Annotated in this window: 13 protein-coding genes; all 13 read right to left on the bottom strand. The window is 37.1% G+C overall.

Translation table 11 applies throughout. The features are described 5' to 3' along the window. Positions 1-9: 9 nt before the first annotated feature. On the bottom strand, positions 10-1302 hold the full coding sequence (hemL, locus tag FH508_RS16850; RefSeq protein ID WP_172772220.1) for a glutamate-1-semialdehyde 2,1-aminomutase: 1293 nt from the start codon (positions 1300-1302) through the stop codon (positions 10-12). Then, positions 1303-2283, bottom strand: a complete 981-nt coding sequence (gene hemB, locus FH508_RS16855; protein WP_172772221.1) for a porphobilinogen synthase — start codon at positions 2281-2283, stop codon at positions 1303-1305. It abuts the gene before it with no gap. Beyond that, positions 2280-3041, bottom strand: coding sequence for a uroporphyrinogen-III synthase (locus FH508_RS16860; protein ID WP_172772222.1), 762 nt, complete (start codon positions 3039-3041; stop codon positions 2280-2282). The genes hemB and FH508_RS16860 overlap by 4 nt, the downstream gene beginning before the upstream one ends. Continuing rightward, positions 3031-3963, bottom strand: coding sequence for a hydroxymethylbilane synthase (hemC, locus tag FH508_RS16865; protein WP_172772223.1), 933 nt, complete (start codon positions 3961-3963; stop codon positions 3031-3033). Before hemC ends, FH508_RS16860 begins: the two co-directional genes overlap by 11 nt. An 18-nt stretch (positions 3964-3981) precedes the next feature. Then, positions 3982-4809: a cytochrome c biogenesis protein CcsA gene (gene ccsA / locus FH508_RS16870; protein ID WP_172772224.1), complete on the bottom strand. Its 828-nt coding sequence runs from the start codon at positions 4807-4809 to the stop codon at positions 3982-3984. 222 nt (positions 4810-5031) lie between these two features. After that, positions 5032-6396 carry a glutamyl-tRNA reductase gene (gene hemA / locus FH508_RS16875; RefSeq protein WP_172772225.1) on the bottom strand — a complete coding sequence of 455 codons (1365 nt, stop codon included), beginning with the start codon at positions 6394-6396 and terminating at the stop codon, positions 5032-5034. A 349-nt stretch (positions 6397-6745) separates the two neighbouring features. Next, positions 6746-9673: a VWA domain-containing protein gene (locus FH508_RS16880; protein ID WP_172772226.1), complete on the bottom strand. Its 2928-nt coding sequence runs from the start codon at positions 9671-9673 to the stop codon at positions 6746-6748. A 17-nt stretch (positions 9674-9690) separates the two neighbouring features. Beyond that, on the bottom strand, positions 9691-11139 hold the full coding sequence (locus FH508_RS16885) for an S-layer homology domain-containing protein (protein ID WP_172772227.1): 1449 nt from the start codon (positions 11137-11139) through the stop codon (positions 9691-9693). Between the two features lie 80 nt (positions 11140-11219). Next, positions 11220-12875 carry a hypothetical protein gene (locus FH508_RS16890; RefSeq protein WP_228134126.1) on the bottom strand — a complete coding sequence of 552 codons (1656 nt, stop codon included), beginning with the start codon at positions 12873-12875 and terminating at the stop codon, positions 11220-11222. Between the two features lie 163 nt (positions 12876-13038). Further along, on the bottom strand, positions 13039-13212 hold the full coding sequence (locus FH508_RS16895) for a YjfB family protein (RefSeq protein WP_172772228.1): 174 nt from the start codon (positions 13210-13212) through the stop codon (positions 13039-13041). 201 nt (positions 13213-13413) lie between these two features. Then, positions 13414-13995 (bottom strand): ribosome biogenesis GTP-binding protein YihA/YsxC, encoded by a 582-nt coding sequence (gene yihA, locus FH508_RS16900; protein ID WP_025220187.1) that lies wholly within the window; start codon positions 13993-13995, stop codon positions 13414-13416. 4 nt (positions 13996-13999) lie between these two features. Next, the gene (lon, locus tag FH508_RS16905; RefSeq protein ID WP_172772229.1) at positions 14000-16324 is read right to left on the bottom strand and encodes an endopeptidase La; all 2325 of its coding nucleotides are present in this window, start codon (positions 16322-16324) and stop codon (positions 14000-14002) included. A gap of 230 nt (positions 16325-16554) precedes the next feature. Further along, a complete protein-coding gene (gene clpX, locus FH508_RS16910; RefSeq protein WP_172772230.1) occupies positions 16555-17826 on the bottom strand; it encodes an ATP-dependent protease ATP-binding subunit ClpX in 1272 nt (423 codons plus the stop codon). Positions 17827-18087: the final 261 nt, after the last annotated feature.

An 18087-nucleotide genomic window follows, 5' to 3' on the forward strand; every position in this document is an offset into this window, starting at 1 on the left:
GGCTTTACATTATTTTGCTAATTGTTCAAACACTTTATGGAAAGCCGCGACAGTTTTTGCAATATGCTCCTCAGTATGTGCAGTAGAAATAAATAATCCTTCAAATTGTGAAGGTGGTAAGAAAATACCTTCCTCTGCCATTAAGCGGAAATATTCCGCAAATAATTGTAAATCTGACGTTTTCGCAGTAGCAAAATCTATTACCTCTTCATTCGTAAAGAAGAAACCAATCATAGAGCCTGCACGATTAACAGTATGTGGAATATTGTATTTTGTAGCAGCTTCTCGGAAACCTTCTTCTAATTGATCTCCTAATTTTTTAAAATACTCATAGGAGTTGGCATCAAGACGTGATAAAGTTTCATAACCTGCTGTCATTGCTAACGGGTTACCAGATAGTGTGCCAGCTTGATAAATCGGACCAGCTGGTGCTACTTGCTCCATAATTTCTTTTTTACCAGCAAACGCGCCTACAGGAAGACCGCCGCCAATTACTTTTCCTAGCGTTGTCATATCTGGTGTCACACCAAAATAGCCTTGTGCACAGCCGTAGTCAACACGGAAGCCTGTCATAACTTCATCAAAGATTAACAAAGCACCATGTTCAGTTGTTAGCTCACGTAAACCTTCGAGAAATCCTGGTTGTGGTGGTACAACACCCATATTCCCCGCCACTGGTTCAACGATAACTGCTGCGAGCTCCGTACCAAATTTTTCGAATACTTGTTGTGCACCCTGTAAATCATTATAGGCAACTGTTAATGTATTACGCGCAATATCTGCAGGTACGCCTGGGCTATCAGGTAAGCCTAATGTTGCAACACCTGAACCAGCTTTAATAAGTAATGAATCCCCATGACCGTGATATGATCCTTCAAATTTCAAAATTTTATCGCGTCCTGTTACACCACGTGCTACACGTAATGCGGACATCGTTGCCTCTGTTCCAGATGATACAAAGCGAATCATCTCCATACCTGGCAGACGTTCCAACACTAGTTTAGCCAATCGGTTTTCTGTATAACTAGGTGCGCCAAAAGAAGAGCCTTTGGCTGCAGTTTCAGCGATAGCTTTTACAACTTCTGGGTGAGTATGCCCTAAAATTAAAGGTCCCCATGATAATACGTAGTCGATATATTCATTTCCATCAATGTCTTTAATAATCGCACCGTGACCAGATTCCATAAAAATCGGGTCCATATTCACAGATTTAAATGCACGGACAGGGCTACTAACCCCACCTGGCATTAAGTTAACAGCTTCTGCATATGCTTGTTTTGATTTTTCGTAAGAACGCGCCATTTATTTCTCCTCCAACCAACGTGCTACATCTTTAGCATGATATGTGATAATTAGATCAGAACCTGCTCGCTTCATACCTAGCAATGTCTCCAACACGACTTTTTTCTCTTCAATCCAGCCATTTATTGCCGCAGCTTTAATCATTGCATATTCACCCGATACGTTATAGGCAACAATCGGTAATGTATAGTTATTTTTCATATCTCGAATAATATCTAAATAGCTAAGAGCTGGTTTCACGATTAAGAAATCTGCACCTTCTTCAATATCAGATTCCGCCTCACGGAATGCTTCCATACGATTTGAAGGATCCATTTGATATGATTTACGATCACCAAATTGTGGTGCTCCATCAGCCGCATCACGGAATGGACCATAGTAGCTAGATGCATATTTTACGGCATAGGACATAATTGGTACATTTTCAAATCCAGCTTCGTCAAGCCCAGTACGTATTGCAGCAACAAAGCCATCCATCATATTTGATGGTGCAATAATATCTGCCCCTGCTTGTGCTTGTGATACAGCAGTGCGTGCTAAAACATCCAGAGAAGCGTCATTTAAAATTTGATCGCCCTCAATTAAACCACAATGACCATGGTCTGTGAATTCACAAAGGCATGTATCGGCAATAACTAAAAGATCAGGATAACGTTCTTTAATTAGACGAGTAGCTTCTTGTACAATACCATGATCATGGAATGCACCTGTACCAACCGCATCCTTTTCCGCTGGTAAACCAAATAAAATAACAGCAGGTATACCTAAAGCAACCACTTCATCAACTTCAGCACCTAGGTTATCTAATGAAAATTGAAAAACACCTGGCATAGACTGAACTTCATTTTTAATATTTTCGCCTTCAATAACGAAAATCGGATAAATTAAGTCCTCTTTGTGTAAGTAAGTTTCTTTTACCATAGATCGAATCGTTGCATTTGCTCGTAAACGACGATGTCTTTGAAATTGTAAATTTGTCATTTTCTTTCCTCTACTTTCGTTAATTCCTCGATGACTGCTGTCATTGTATAAACACTCGGCTTAATGTCTACAGTAGCACCGTGGTTTAAAATAGCTGCTTCTGTAATATGACCAATTGCTGCCACACGTACCGTATCCCAACCAACGATTGAAGCTACATCCATTGCATATACGTCCACAGCTGAAGGACTTGCAAATATTACTGTGACATCAGCATGCTCCTGAATGCAATCAATAATTACTTGTTTCTGGTCGTGGCGCTCAATCGTTTCATAAACAGTCCATTCATTGAGTTTAAAAGGCAAACCTTCCTTTAACGTTTTCTTCGCCTTTTCCCCACGAATAAATAAACACGTTGGAGTGCTTCCTGCAATAATAGGAAACTCTTTTACAAATACATCAGCACTAAATACTGAAGGCATGAAGCTAACTTGAAAACCTAACTTTTCTAATGCCTCAGTAGTTTTAGTTCCAATAGATGCAATTTTCCCTTGAAAATGACTTGCTCGTAATTGGCTGCGATCCATTTTCTTAGCAAAAGCATCTACTGCATTTTGACTCGTAAAGATGAGCCAGTTAAATTGACGCGCACATTCTAAATGCACGCCATCATTTGAATCGATTATTTCGCAAGTTTCTATCAATGGGGCAAAAACTGCCTGACCACCTAAAGAGGAAATATCTTCTACAACAGTTGCTGTTTTAGATGTTCCTGTTAAAACGATTGTTTTACCCTGTAAAGGTAAACTATTTTGCATCTTGCTCTGCCTTCACACGTTGAATTAGATCATAGGCACCTTGCTTCGTTAACATCTCAGCAAGCTCCTTGCCGATTGTTTCAGCATCGCTACCCTTTACAGTCTCTTTATAAATGACAGAAGCATCTGGTGCAGCAACTAAACCTGTAAGTGTAATTTCTTCCCCATTAAGCTTTGCATACCCTGCGATAGGTACTTGGCAACCACCGTCCATAGCCGCTAAGAAGGCACGTTCTGCATGTGCCTCATGCCATGTTGCATTGTCAGTTATTTTTGCTAGTTCAGCTAATAATTCCGCATCATCTTTACGGCATTCAATACCTAAAGAACCTTGTGCTACAGCTGGCAGGCAATCTTCTACTGATAAAAATTCTGTTACGACATCCTCGCTCCAGCCTAGGCGTTTTAACCCTGCAGCAGCTAAAATAATCGCATCATATTCTTCTGTTTCAAGCTTTGCTAAACGTGTATCTACATTGCCACGAATCCATTTTATTTCAATATCTGGACGCATCGTTAAGAGTTGAGCGCTACGTCGAAGAGAACTTGTCCCAACTACCGCTCCTGCAGGAAGATCTGCAAACTTCACATGACCTTTAGAAATAAATGCATCACGCGCATCTTCACGTGGTGGAATACAACCAATGACTAAACCTTCAGGTAGTACCGCAGGCATGTCTTTCATTGAATGAACAGCAAAATCAATTTCCTTATCGAAAAGTGCCTGTTCAATTTCTTTTACAAACAGCCCTTTACCGCCAACTTTTGAAAGTTGGACGTCTAAAATTTGATCGCCTTTTGTGACAATTTCTTTTACTTCAAATTCAAACGGCGCACCTGCTGCCTTTAGCTCATTGATGAACCAATTTGTTTGCGTTAATGCTAATTTACTTCTCCTAGAACCTACAATAATTTTTCTCAACTGTCTCCAACCTTTCTTCTAATACCATAAATGGAATCGAGATAAGCTACTTCCTAAAAAGAAGTTAACGACAACCAATAAATAAGCATAAATTTGCACCCATGCATAATTAGTACCTGTCAGCTTACTTTTCCGATTCACATATAAAATACAGCAATATAATACTAAAATGATAAAGGACCCTATTATCTTCGCATCAAAGATAGATAAACTCTCTAATCTTAATAATGCCCATTCAAACCCTAAAACTAAACTTATAAAAAGCATTGGAATACCAATAAAAAATGAAATGTTCATCCAATTACTCGTTTGCTGTAAAGACGGCAAACGTGTCCACAACTGTGACCACTTTTTCTTTTTTAATAAACGATATAGAATTAAATATAATATCGCAAAAACAAAAGTTAATGTAAAAGCAGCGTACGATAAAATCGCAAATGATATATGGATGAAGAGCATTTCCGAAATTAAAGTATCTCCTACTGCACCAGTCGGTCTCTTCGGCATAAATGTAAATATACTAGCAAAAACAAATCCTAATATATTGATAATAAATACTGGTAAATCGACTCTCGCTATACAATGGAGAATAATCGACAGTGTTACAAGTAACCATGAATAGAAAAGAATCCCCTCATACAAGGATAATATCGGGAATCGCTTTGTTTCTACAAAAGTCAAAATAATAATGGCACTTTGAATTACCCATACAAATGATACAAGCCAAAAAGCAATTCGCCTTGCTCGCACTTGCTTATAAAAGTAATCAGTAAAGTAAAACACTAGACTGATCGCGTACAAGACGATCATTACTTCATAGAGCCTTGTCATTGTCAAATCAGCCAATGGACATCCCTTCTTTATATCAAAAAGTGCTAAAGTTACTATAAACAGTATCCCAGCCTAAAAAAGACGTTTTCGTATCTTTAGTTTACCATACAGATACGAAAACGCCTCATGTAATTTCAAGTTCGCACACGTCAGCAAAAGTACGCAATTCGCACTAGTGCCTACATAACTCACATCGTGAACCTCAAGCGATTGTGGAGCTCGAATGTCTAGACATTACTAGAAAGAATACTTTGGTTCGGTAGGTGTTTGCGATGACTGTAAACGTTCTTTACGCTCAAGCTCTTGCTTGCTCATCATATCTACTTCTACTTCCACAGCATCTTCTATGCCAAAAATTTGTTGGAATAAACGTAACTGTTCATTTGCTTTTGATGAATTTGCCATTTCTTTAGCTTGTAAAATTGGCTCTTTTAACAATTGATTAATAATTGATTTAGTATGCTTACTTAAAATCTTACGTTCACGTTCCGTTAACTCTGGCATTTTATTTTCAATACTGATCATTGTTTCTTCTTGAATTTGGTTTGCTTTTTTACGTAAAGCCGAGATAACTGGTACAACACCTAGCGTTGCAATCCAATCTTTAAATTGGACAACTTCTTTACTAATCATTTGTGTAATTTCAGCTGCTGCACGTTCACGCTCTGCTAAGTTTGCTTCTACAATACCTTGTAAATCATCGATATCATATAAGAAAACGTTCGGTAATTCTCCAACAAGTGGATCAATATCACGTGGTACCGCAATATCTACCATAAATAATGGTTTACCTTTACGTAAACGTTCAACAAGTTGCATTAATTCATAATCAATTACAAAATCAGTTGCACCTGTAGACGTAATTAAAATGTCCGCCTCTAGTAACGAGCATTGTAATTCCCTCATTGATTTTGCTTCACCCTGGAATTTAGCTGCTAAAGTCTCCGCTTTTTCAAACGTACGGTTAATAACCGTTACTTTTCCTACACCATTGCCATATAAATTTTCAATGGCAAGTTCACCCATTTTACCTGCGCCTAAAATAGCAACATGCTTGCGCTGTAAAGATCCAAAAATTTTCTTTGCTAATTCTACTGCTGCATATGATACAGATACCGCATTCTCTCCGATAGCTGTTTCACTATGTGCTCGCTTCGCAAATGTGACTGCTTGTTTAAATAACTGATTGTAGACCGTACCTGTCGTCCCAATCTCTTGTCCATTTAAGAAGCTTTTCTTCACTTGTCCTAAAATTTGAGTTTCACCTAGCACCATTGAATCAATTCCAGCTGTTACTTTAAACAAATGCTCTAATGCCTCATCTTCTTCTCGAATTGTTAAATAAGAAGAAAAAGTCTCCACAGGCAAGTTAAACCAATCTGCTAAAAATTGCTTAACAAAGTGTCGGCCAGTATGCAATTGATCTACTACTGCATATATTTCTGTCCGATTACAAGTTGAAACGATTACGTTTTCCAATATACTTTTTTGTTTTTGCAGCGCTTCCATTGCTTGTGGTAGCTCACTCTCTATGAAAGATAGCTTTTCACGAATTTCAACTGGCGCTGATTTATAATTCAAGCCTACTACGATGGTATGCATGAATAACACCTCACACGTTCTAATTCACAAATTTCATTATAGCATAGTTCGACAATAGTTCATCTATAATTTGTGAACATGTCATGAAGAACTATAATTCATTTCTTACATTAGAATTATTATAAACTAAGTTTAACAAATTATACTGCATGTATCAAATTTAAAAACTGGACTCAATAGGATGCAGTAGCATCTTGTGTCGAAAATAAGAAAGACGCATACTATTTTGGAGGTTTGTATAGAAACAACTATTTGAGCTCTCCTGTAAAACACAATTTAAAGAGACTGCAGATGACTCAATAATATTGAGTGCATCTACAGTCTAAGATAGCTCTATAGAAGAGCAATATTAGTTTGAAATTTTCACAGTTTGCTGCGAAATCGCATTACCATCTTTATCATATGCTAAAAATTCGATGTCACCATTCACTTTAAAGTCATACATAGTTTGCACATTTTTAGTCAACATAAACACACTATCACTGCGTTTTGTAAGTTCAAATTGAACATCTCCGCTGACAGAAGAATAACGCACAACGACTTTGGCAACATTTGAACAATTCCCATCAATTCTTGCATTCATCGTAATATAACCTTTTCGTAATGTTACCTGCGCTTCTTCAAATAAGTCTTCAGGATTAATACAGCTTGAAGGCGAAGTTTTACATAAAATCGAATCAATTATTTTTTGAGCAACTTGATGGAATTGATAATTATCAATAGCATGATAGTAAATACCACCTGTTTCCTCAGCTATTTGAGTAAGTGTTGCTTCATTAATTTGATTTTTCTTGCCCATACTTACAGTGTAAATTTTAATGCCTTTCTTTTTCGCATCATTGATTACTTTTGTCATTTTCGTTTTACTTGTTTTACCATCTGACACAACAACAATGGATTTAGAAGTTTTTGTATCGTTCGAGAATTTAGAAAGCGCCAACTCTATACCTGTAAAGATATCTGTAGCACCTTTATCAGTAGACGTACGATATAAATCTTTCTTTAAGACATTTTCGGTGCTACCCTCACCTAATAAATTTGCACTTGTATTTGTTTCAATGACAATATTATTTTTAGCTTGTATTTGATTTATCAGTTCCATCATTTTTTTACCACGATAATTCGTCTGATCAATACGTTTCATAGAAGATGAGTAATCGACTACATATGCAACCTCAGTTGCTAATGAACAAGCATTTTTACTAAAGTAAGGATTTGTAAAAATTTCTTTCGTAATCGTTTTATCCGTAATAGACTTCAATATTGTGGCATAACGTGGATCGATTTTGTTTACAAGTGTCGCTTCTATTTTAGATTTCCCATAAATAATTGAGTCAAAATAAGCGACTGCAGTTCCAGGACCACCTGTATTATTTAAATAATCCGAAGTATTCGTGACAAAAGAAGCTGTTTTCTCAACACCATCAAATTTGATTTTTACTGTTCCTTGGTAGTCTGTAATAACTTCACCACCTGGACTTACTAGTGTCACCATTACTTGCGTATATCTGTCCTTACCATTTGGTCTTGCAGCAGCGTCCGCACTTTCTTTTAGCGCCTCTACACGTTTTTTATATGCTTCTACTTGGCCTAGTAATTTACCACCTTGGTATTTTAATAATACTGTACGCTCATAATTACTTAGACTTGTTAAAATCGCATAAATCTTCATAACACTATCATAATGCTCTAATGTTAAATTCTTTTCTTCTGGCATATATTTTGGACTCATTAATTGAATAATGGCACCGACAGGATTAATGTTTTCAACTTGAGACGCAATATTATCATCGATTCCTTGGATGCGATAAATCGGACGACCATCCTCTGAGATCATGTACATAATCTCAGTCTTAGCTGGCGTCGTTACTGAGTCATTTATACGGTCATTCAATATTTTCTCAAATAAATACACTGAAATATTGTAGTTTTCAAATTGTAATATCGCATTTTCATATCCGAGAGCTGGATACTTCGGATCTGAGCCACCATATTGTAAGTATATATTTTCTACTTGACCAAGAGCATTTGTAACATTTGTTTGTTGCCCAATGCTAAATTTCTTTTCATCTGCATCTGGTTTTAACGGTACAGGACCATATACATCAATTAAATTTTCTGTGAAAAACTCTGGTGGCTTTTCGTATTGTACATATGGTGGTGTGACACTTCCATTATCATCTGTGTTCGTTGGGTCATACACTTTAAAATCAATGCGCAATTCTGGCTGTGGTAAGTAGCGAACGTGTGCATTTATTTTTTCTCCAACAAGACATTTCATGCTAGGATCTGTATTGTTAATAAGCTCAAAAGTAATCGTATCACGTACAGATTTCGTTAGCTTTTTCGCTTTCACAAATGCTGTTACTGTTGAACCGTCCGACTGTACATTCCGAACAGCTTCCCCAGCTGCATTTACAATATCCGCTCCGTTAGAAGAAGTCACATGGAATGTGTAGGACTTATCATCAGCAATTGGATCTCCATTACATGCCTTTAAGGATACAGTAATTGGCGTCATATCCTCACCATTTGCAATTAAATCTGGTTTTTCAACTTCAATACTCTGTAATGCATTGTTGACATAGTCAGGGCCAGTAAAATCATTTTCATTATCGTTTGGCTCTTCAAACTCACCACTATTAGAACCCATAAAACCTGCTGGCAAAGTTATTTTATCATTATCACGGCCTGCTGCAGATCGTTTTAATCCTTGTACCGCAAAGGAATTATTTTCCACAATGCGATATAAAAACACAGCTGCATCACCACGTGATAGTTTCGTAGAGGGGTTAAAATCAGCAAATGTTTTTTTACCTGTACTACCTGTTGAAATATCATTTGTATATAAATATTGCACCGCTTGCGGCTCATCCAAATCTAAGCCTTGAAATGCAGCATAGATGCGAGCAAAATGACCACGAGTGATAGCTTTTGAGCGGTTCCCCATTACATGCGTTCCGTCAAACGGTAAATAAAAGTCACTATAAAAATTATAGGCAACATTTTCGTTATAAGATAGTGCATAGTTTTTATCAAGCTTTGCAAACATCGTTACTAGCTCTCGCTCAGTTACTTGTTCGTTTGGTAAAAAGTTATTTGCACTGTTTAACGATAGTAAATCATTAGCAACAGCCCATGAAATAGCTTTGTATTTACTATTAGATGTTGGTACATCTTGAATCGTTGTAGCTGCCAATGTGACTGATGGTGTTAAAGTCATAAAGGCTAGTACAAAACAGGCCAGTAATAGCAATGCCTTTTTCGCATACTTCATTCATTTCAGTCCTTCCTTTAGTTAAAGAATAAAATATCGTCTCGATAGTTTTGTTTTAAATCATTTTCTAAATAGTTTAAGAAGCGTTCAAGTACAACAGATGCTTGTGCACGCGTCAATGGTTGGTTTGGATTAAAACGACCAGTTACAGGGTCACCTGTCATTAGACCAAGTTCATTGACGATATAGATACCGTCTCTTGAATAGTCTGGAATTTGTGCATCATCTTTAAATTCCGTAACATACCCAGGCTCTGGCGCTTTATTTTCAAGCCCTAATGCTCGTACAAATATGGCAGCTGCTTGCGCACGTGTAATCGCATTATCCGGTTTGAAATACTCTGGCGTCACACCTTTAATAATGCCTTTATTTACTGCTGATTCAATATATGGATAATCTTTTACAGTACGTTTAACATCCTTAAAGACACTTGTAGATGGTTTTTTCGTATTCTTTTCTTCCATTACACGAAGGTCTACTGCTTTACCAATTGCTATGGTAAAGTCAATTCGCTTCATTGGTGTGTTAGGCGAAAAGAAATTACTTGTATCTGAATAGATTCCTAAAGAATATAGTTTTTCGATAGCACTCTTCGCATAATGATTAGATAAATCTCGGAACTTCGGAATTATAAGGCGCTCGATTGTTGGCGTATATTCTGTATCCAAATCAACTTTGCCTTTTTTGCCAGAAGCTAAGTCATACGTATATTCTGAAATGACATCTTTTTCACTTACGACTGCATATCCACCATCAAAGCTAGCTAAACTACCTGGGTTTTCTTCATAGTTAAGGACACGCGATTTACTTGTGGATAAACGATTTTTTACATGACTAGTTGTCCCATCGCTGTACGTATAAATCGATTCTGTAATTTGCGTTTCAGTCGCACCCCAGAAATTTTCGTAGCCTGCATGACGACTATCAATATCTATTGTGACTGTATTAGTTTTTGCATTCTTTCCAGAACCAGTTTGGTACGTATAGGTTTTTCTTGAAATAACATTCCCTGAGAAATAATCAGAAGCTGCACGGTTATCTGTTACAGTGCCTTGTGAAAATTGGTAGTCTGCTAATGTATACGTAAGTTTTCCATCAACAATCTTTTCAGAGTATTTTTTAACAACCCCATTAGATGTTTTTTGGCCGATCGTCGCATAATTAACAACATCTGATTCATAGGCAATATTTCTTGTTAATGTTGCCCCATTGCTAGCAGTTAATTTTAAATTATATGTTTCTGTTAATTTACCTTTTGTTTCTTTTTGTGTAATTTTAATATCTTTACTTGTACCTTTAAAAATAATCGGTGTACCGGTAATGAACACTGCTTCTTCATATGTATATTCATTTTTTACAGCACCCGTTGTTTCCACTGATGCAGCGGAGGCATTCCCTAAAATACTCGTTCCCAAAACGAACACCATTACAATAGCTAACAGTGCTTTATATAAATGGTTGCGCATCTGTTCTTTTCCCCTCTCTTTCTTCCCATGCGTATGCACAGATGAAGCTATCTCATATTGTAGAGATAGCTTCTATCTTATTAATCAACTAAAATGAAATGTGCTTTTACAAATCGGTCAGATAATACGACTAAACGATCAGAAGGATTCAAATCAGATGGTTGAATGACTTTTCCTGCTTTAATCAGCGTAGCTTGGTCAATATTCATATCCACCATTTGGCCAGCTTCATACCAACGGCCATTTTGCCATTGGCTCACACTTTTCACATTAATAGTAGCTGGATATGTCGATTTTATTGACTGTAGTTTACCGACTAGCATTAATGGCGCAACAGGTTTTGCATTATCTAACATGTGAAGAGCCTGCACATGCCCATTGTTTACATAGAAGTAACCATAATCGCCTTCCGATAAATACAGTTCAATATCCGGCACTACACTGTACGTTTTATTACCATCGTCTACCATTGCTTTTGTTGTATTACTAACAGATAGCACGGTGCTTGCAGTTTTTTTGAACACATTCGATTCAATTTTCATTGCATCATCAATTTCAATTAAGTAACCATCTGCTTGTGCTAATCGACCATAATATAATTCATGCGACGCTAAATTTGGTGACATAAAGCTATCACTAGTAACATCCACTACTTGTGCATAATGGTCGCGAGCAGCACCGTCTGTAATGACGAACGCTGTCCCATATGCCAATAATCCTGTAGGCTGAATAAAGCGGCCGTTTCGAATTAAAATTGACCCATCATGGAAGTACAAAGTGCCAGCTGATTTTAATTTTAATAATTGATAATCCGTATCGACTGCAATCATCGGCTCGTAGTACGTGCGTTCATTGTTTTTCAATACGACGATTTTTTCAATAACTTCTTTACCAAATTGCTTCACCGTCGCATAATATGCTTCACTGCCAATATAATTTTTCAATTGCCCTTTTTCAATTTTCGTATTGCCAACATAAATCGGCACTTTTGTTGAAAAATTCATCGTTGAAAGTGCAGTCGTTGATGCTGAGCCAAATTGCCAGTTCACAAAGGCATTTTGATTTTTTACTGTTAATTTGTTCGTATTAATATTAACTGCTTGAATTTCACCTTTGTATAAATTTTCAACTAATGTTCCAGTCTCACTAATATCTACTTTTGTGACAATCGATGTACTTTTATTTTTTAGATGAAGCTTAACTCGATCACCTACATACATCCCACTAATATCTACCGATGAAGAACCCTTTTGAAAAGCAGTATCCTTATTCAAATAATATGTAGTTTCTTTTCCAGTATCTGGTTTCACCATTATGAATAACCCTTTTGGGTCAATACTTGTGATTACCCCAGCAATTATTCTTGGACTTTGAACAACTGTTGTTGATTCCTCTGTGCTATTGGAAGTGCCTCGGAGCTCAATAACACTACGAAGGTTTATTTTAGCTTCTACTTTCATACCCATCTTAAAGCCTTCAATTGTCGTTTCAGTGTTATTAATGTACAGGCGGGCATTATTGTTAATATTATAAGTTACTTGTCGGCCATCAGCATTTTCTAGTGTAATTTTGCTAAGCTGCCTTTCTATTTCCCCGTTTGTATTCGTATATTCTGAATAAGTTACATCGACAAAGGTTCCTGTTACTAACTGTGCGGCATGGACAGTCGGTAGGGATGGCAAACTAAGGGCCATTACAAACAGGACAATCAATATGTATGGAATCTTCTTCAACATTTCCCGCCTCCTTAAAAAATTGTTATTTATAAATAGTATATCGTATTATTGGTAGTTTTTCTTATTCAAAAAGTTACATTTTCACGCGTTTTAATATTTTTTCGAATCTACCATTAGACATAAAGATAGAGGTAGCTTCCAACTTCAAGCTACCTTGCCATCATCATACTTGGATGTCAATTGTATGTCCAGCTGTTGGATGTGGAGCATCTAGCATCTCAACTAGCTGTTCAGTATTTTGCTGTTGCATTTCCATTGCTTGTTTTGTAACAGCTAAAGATACATTTTGCATAAGATTTGATTGATGCATTGCGATTGATAAAGCTGCGATATCCATTTTAGTCCACCTCCTATTACATTTATCGGCTAAACTTGCCATACATCAAGTAATTTCCTCATATTTATCCATAACTTTCAGACTAGCAGCAGAAAAGCTTTTTTACTTCTTTTTGTGTATAGAACGCACATATGTGTAGCTCGATGTTACGCAATAAAAAAACATCTACTGTGCTCCATACACGCAATAGATGTTTTTTGATTACATTTTATTTTCAATCGTTTGCCAAGCTTCTTCAAAACCGATACCTTTTTCAGAAGAGAACACAATGAGTGGATCATTTTTATCCATATCTAATGTTTCCTTGACAACTTTTTTGTGCTTATCCCATTTACCTTTTGGAATTTTATCTGCCTTTGTTGCAATGACAATACATGGGATACTGTAATGTTTTAAAAAGTCATACATCATACAATCATCAGCTGTTGGAGGATGACGTAAATCAACGATTTGAACGACGGCTTTTAGTTCTTCACGACCAGTAATATAACGTTCAATCATTTTCCCCCATGCTTCACGCTCTGTTTTTGAGACTTTGGCATAACCATATCCCGGAACATCGACGAAAAACAGCTGTTCTTCAATTTTGTAAAAATTTAGCGTTTGAGTCTTCCCAGGTTTAGAAGAAATACGTGCTAACGCTTTACGCCCAATCATACGATTAATAAATGATGACTTCCCAACATTTGAGCGACCTGCTAATGCAAACTCTGGCAGTCCATCTTCTGGGTATTGGTCCGGTCTTACTGCACTTATGACCATTTCGACATTATGGACTTTCATTTCCTTAAAAACCTCCGTCCAGTGCGATTGCTAATACTTCATCAGCAGATGACACTAGTTTAAATGTAAGTTGTTCGCGTACACTTTCAGGAATATCTTCAATATCACGTTCATTATCTTTTGGACAAATGATTGTTGTTAAACCTGCTCTGTGTGCGCTTAAAGTTTTTTCTTTCAAACCACCGATTGGTAGTACACGACCACGTAACGTAATTTCACCAGTCATTCCTACTTCACGACGAATCGGACGATGTAAAATAGCCGAAACAATTGCTGTCGCCATCGTAATACCTGCTGATGGACCATCTTTTGGTACAGCTCCCTCAGGTACATGGATGTGGATATCATGTGTTTCGAAATATTCGGAGTCTACATTGAGATCCTCTATTTTAGTACGGACATACGATAACGCTGTTTGTGCGGATTCCTTCATAACATCCCCAAGTTTCCCTGTTAACTGTATTTTGCCCTTCCCAGGAGTTAAAGAAACTTCAATTTGTAATGTGTCACCACCAACAGTTGTATACGCTAGTCCTGTTGCTACACCTATCTGGTTTTCCTCTTCCGCTTGTCCATAGCGGAAACGGTGCTTCCCTAAATATTCGATAACTGATTTTGAATTTACTGTTACACGTTTCTTTTCGCCAGAAACAATAATTTTAGCAATTTTACGACAAAGTGTTGCTATTTGACGCTCTAGACCTCGGACACCTGCTTCACGTGTATAATAGCGAATAATGTCCATTACAGCCTCGTCTTTAATAACTACTTGTGTTTTCTTCAAGCCATGTTCTTTTAATTGTTTTGGGATCAAATGATTTTTTGTAATTTGCGCCTTTTCAATTTCTGTATAACCTGCAATCGAAATCACTTCCATTCGATCTAATAAAGGTCCAGGAATTGTACTTAAATCATTTGCTGTAGCAATAAATAATACGTTTGATAAGTCATACGGTTCTTCGATATAGTGATCACTAAACGTGTTGTTTTGTGCAGGGTCCAACACTTCTAACATTGCGGCCGCAGGATCCCCTCGGAAATCATTTGACATTTTATCGATTTCATCAAGTAAAAATACAGGATTAATCGTACCTGCTTTTTTCATTCCTTGAATAATACGTCCTGGCATTGCACCTACGTATGTGCGACGATGTCCTCGAATTTCAGATTCGTCACGCACCCCACCTAAAGAAATACGAATAAATTTACGATCTAAGCTTTCTGCTACTGAACGTGCTAACGATGTTTTACCTACCCCAGGAGGGCCAGCTAAACATAATATTGGTCCACGTAATGAATTTTTCAACTGACGTACAGCTAAATATTCAAGCACACGTTCCTTTACTTTCTCTAGTCCAGCATGATCTCTGTTTAAAATTTCCTCAGCATGAGCAATATTCATTCGGTCTTCCGTTGCTTTCGTCCAAGGTAAAGACACTAACCAATCGATATAGTTTCGAATAACTCCACTTTCCGCACTTGCGCTAGGGAGTTTTTCATACCGATCAAGTTCTTTTAGCGCAGCTTCTTTTGCAGATTCAGGCATACCTGTTTCATCTATAAGCTTACGCAACTCAGCTACTTCACCTGTTTTACCTTCTCGATCTCCAAGCTCTGTTTGAATAGCCTTCATTTGTTCGCGCAAGTAATATTCCTTTTGCGTACGCTCCATTGATTGCTTTACTTTTGAATTAATTTTCTTTTCAAGATCCAGGACCTCTTGCTCATCGTGCAGGCGAATAATTAAATGATCTAAGCGTTTCTTCACATTTAGCATTTCTAAAACTTCTTGTTTATCCGCAATTTTAATTGGTAAATGCGAGGCAATAATATCAGCAAGACGGCTTGGCTCTTCAATGTCAGCAACTGTATTAATTGTTTCTGTTGTTATTTTGTTGGAGGATTTCGCGTATTTTTCAAAATACGTTAACAATGTACGCATTAAGGCCTGTGTTTCCACATCTTTATCGATTTTTTCCTCTTTAACATCAATATCAACAACTGTATATTTGTCTAATGCTTGATAGTTGGACCATGTTGCACGTGCCACACCTTCCACTAAAACACGTAGCGTTCCATTTGGTAATTTTAGCATTTGCTTTACATAAGCCATTGTACCAACTTGATATAAATCTTGCTCTTCTGGCTGTTCATCGTGCATTTCTTTTTGTGTTACCAATAAAATCAATTGGTCCTCTAACATCGCTTGTTCTAGCGCCGCTACAGAACGATTTCTACCCACATCAATATGTAACACCATCGACGGGTATACTAAAAGTCCACGTAAAGGCAATAATGGTACATTTGTTGTTTTTTGAATTGTTACCATGCGGGTATTCACCTCCGTCAAAATTTTCTTGTTCACAATCCCGCGCTTCTAGTATGTGTTTAAAAAACTGATTCACACTATCTATTCAAACGAGCCAAAAATTTCATCTATTTACAGTCGTCAGCTTTATGTATGAATAAAAAGCTGACTCCCGATATGTGCGAACATTGCACAATCGAAGTCAGCTAAGTTACTCTTTTTCTCATAACAATAGACGCTACGTCTGTTTATTATGCCGAAGTTTTTGTGTCGCTACCTTCATCGAGTTCAGTGCCATCTTCAAGAAGCAATTTCGGTTTTTCTTTTTCCGTAATTGTTTTTGCAGTAATGATACATTTTTTCACATCATCACGTGAAGGTAATTCGTACATTACATCAAGCATTGTTGACTCAATAATTGAACGAAGACCACGTGCACCTGTTTTACGTTCAATTGCTTCCTTTGCAATTTCAGAAAGGGCACCTTCATCAAACTCAAGCTCAACACCATCTAGTTCAAGCATTTTTTGATATTGCTTCGCAAGCGCATTTTTTGGTTCCGTCAAAATTTGTACAAGCGCTGCCTCATTTAATTGCTCTAGGCTTGCAAGTACTGGTAATCGACCGATGAATTCTGGAATTAAACCAAATTTCAACAGATCTTCAGGAATCAATTTCGCCATTAATGAACCTTCGTCCACTTCTACTTTATTAGGATCTGAACCGAAACCAATTACTTTTTCACCTTGACGACGTTTAATGATGGATTCAATACCATCAAATGCTCCGCCTACGATAAATAAAATATTTGTTGTATCTATTTGTAAAAATTCTTGATGCGGATGCTTACGTCCACCTTGCGGAGGTACACTTGCAACAGTGCCTTCTAAAATTTTTAGTAATGCCTGTTGGACCCCTTCACCAGAAACATCACGTGTTATCGACGGATTTTCTGATTTACGTGCAACTTTATCGATCTCATCAATATAGATAATCCCTTTTTCTGCACGTTCAATATCATAATCTGCTGATTGAATTAATTTTAATAAAATATTTTCAACGTCTTCACCTACATAACCTGCTTCTGTTAAAGAAGTAGCATCTGCAATTGCGAAAGGTACGTTTAGTATACGTGCTAATGTTTGAGCTAATAATGTTTTACCGCTACCAGTTGGGCCGATTAACACAATGTTCGATTTTGCTAATTCCACATCATCGATTTTACTATTTGTATTGATGCGTTTGTAGTGATTGTAAACCGCAACCGCTAAGGCTTTTTTAGCACGCTCTTGTCCAATTACATACTCATTTAAAATCGATTGAATTTCTTTCGGTTTCGGAATATCTTGGAAGTCAATTTCTTCCTCAACACCTAGTTCTTCTACAACGATTTCTGAACAAAGTTCGATACATTCATCACAAATATAAACACCAGGACCTGCAACTAATTTACGTACTTGTTCTTGTGGCTTACCACAGAATGAGCATTTTAAATTGCCTTTTTCATCATTAAATTTGAACAATATGTTTCACCCCTATTCAAGCTACAATCTTACAAGATTATTGAACCATTATCAAATAAATTGATTGCAACATTTACGTCATGGCGCAAATGCGTCTAGATTTTGAATTATTTTCAAAGTCTTCAAGCACGAGGACCGCCAACTAATAATTACCAGTCATTCATACTTAAAACATTAACGCGGTCTGCTCACCTTCATGCAGATAATTCGTGTTGATGCGACCATTCAGACTAACCCATGACCACTGATTGATTGTTTAGC

It is taken from the genome of Lysinibacillus sp. CD3-6 (assembly GCF_006351725.2).
Classification (GTDB): Bacteria; Bacillota; Bacilli; order Bacillales_A; family Planococcaceae; genus Lysinibacillus.

Excerpts from the sequence above, each read along its gene's own strand:
- hemL (WP_172772220.1), bottom strand. The coding sequence starts at position 1,302 with ATGGCGCGTTCTTACGAAAAATCAAAACAAGCATATGCAGAAGCTGTT.
- hemB (WP_172772221.1), bottom strand. The coding sequence starts at position 2,283 with ATGACAAATTTACAATTTCAAAGACATCGTCGTTTACGAGCAAATGCA.
- FH508_RS16860 (WP_172772222.1), bottom strand. The coding sequence starts at position 3,041 with ATGCAAAATAGTTTACCTTTACAGGGTAAAACAATCGTTTTAACAGGA.
- hemA (WP_172772225.1), bottom strand. The coding sequence starts at position 6,396 with ATGCATACCATCGTAGTAGGCTTGAATTATAAATCAGCGCCAGTTGAA.
- FH508_RS16880 (WP_172772226.1), bottom strand. The coding sequence starts at position 9,673 with ATGAAGTATGCGAAAAAGGCATTGCTATTACTGGCCTGTTTTGTACTA.
- FH508_RS16885 (WP_172772227.1), bottom strand. The coding sequence starts at position 11,139 with ATGCGCAACCATTTATATAAAGCACTGTTAGCTATTGTAATGGTGTTC.
- FH508_RS16890 (WP_228134126.1), bottom strand. The coding sequence starts at position 12,875 with ATGTTGAAGAAGATTCCATACATATTGATTGTCCTGTTTGTAATGGCC.
- FH508_RS16895 (WP_172772228.1), bottom strand. The coding sequence starts at position 13,212 with ATGGATATCGCAGCTTTATCAATCGCAATGCATCAATCAAATCTTATG.
- yihA (WP_025220187.1), bottom strand. The coding sequence starts at position 13,995 with ATGAAAGTCCATAATGTCGAAATGGTCATAAGTGCAGTAAGACCGGAC.
- lon (WP_172772229.1), bottom strand. The coding sequence starts at position 16,324 with ATGGTAACAATTCAAAAAACAACAAATGTACCATTATTGCCTTTACGT.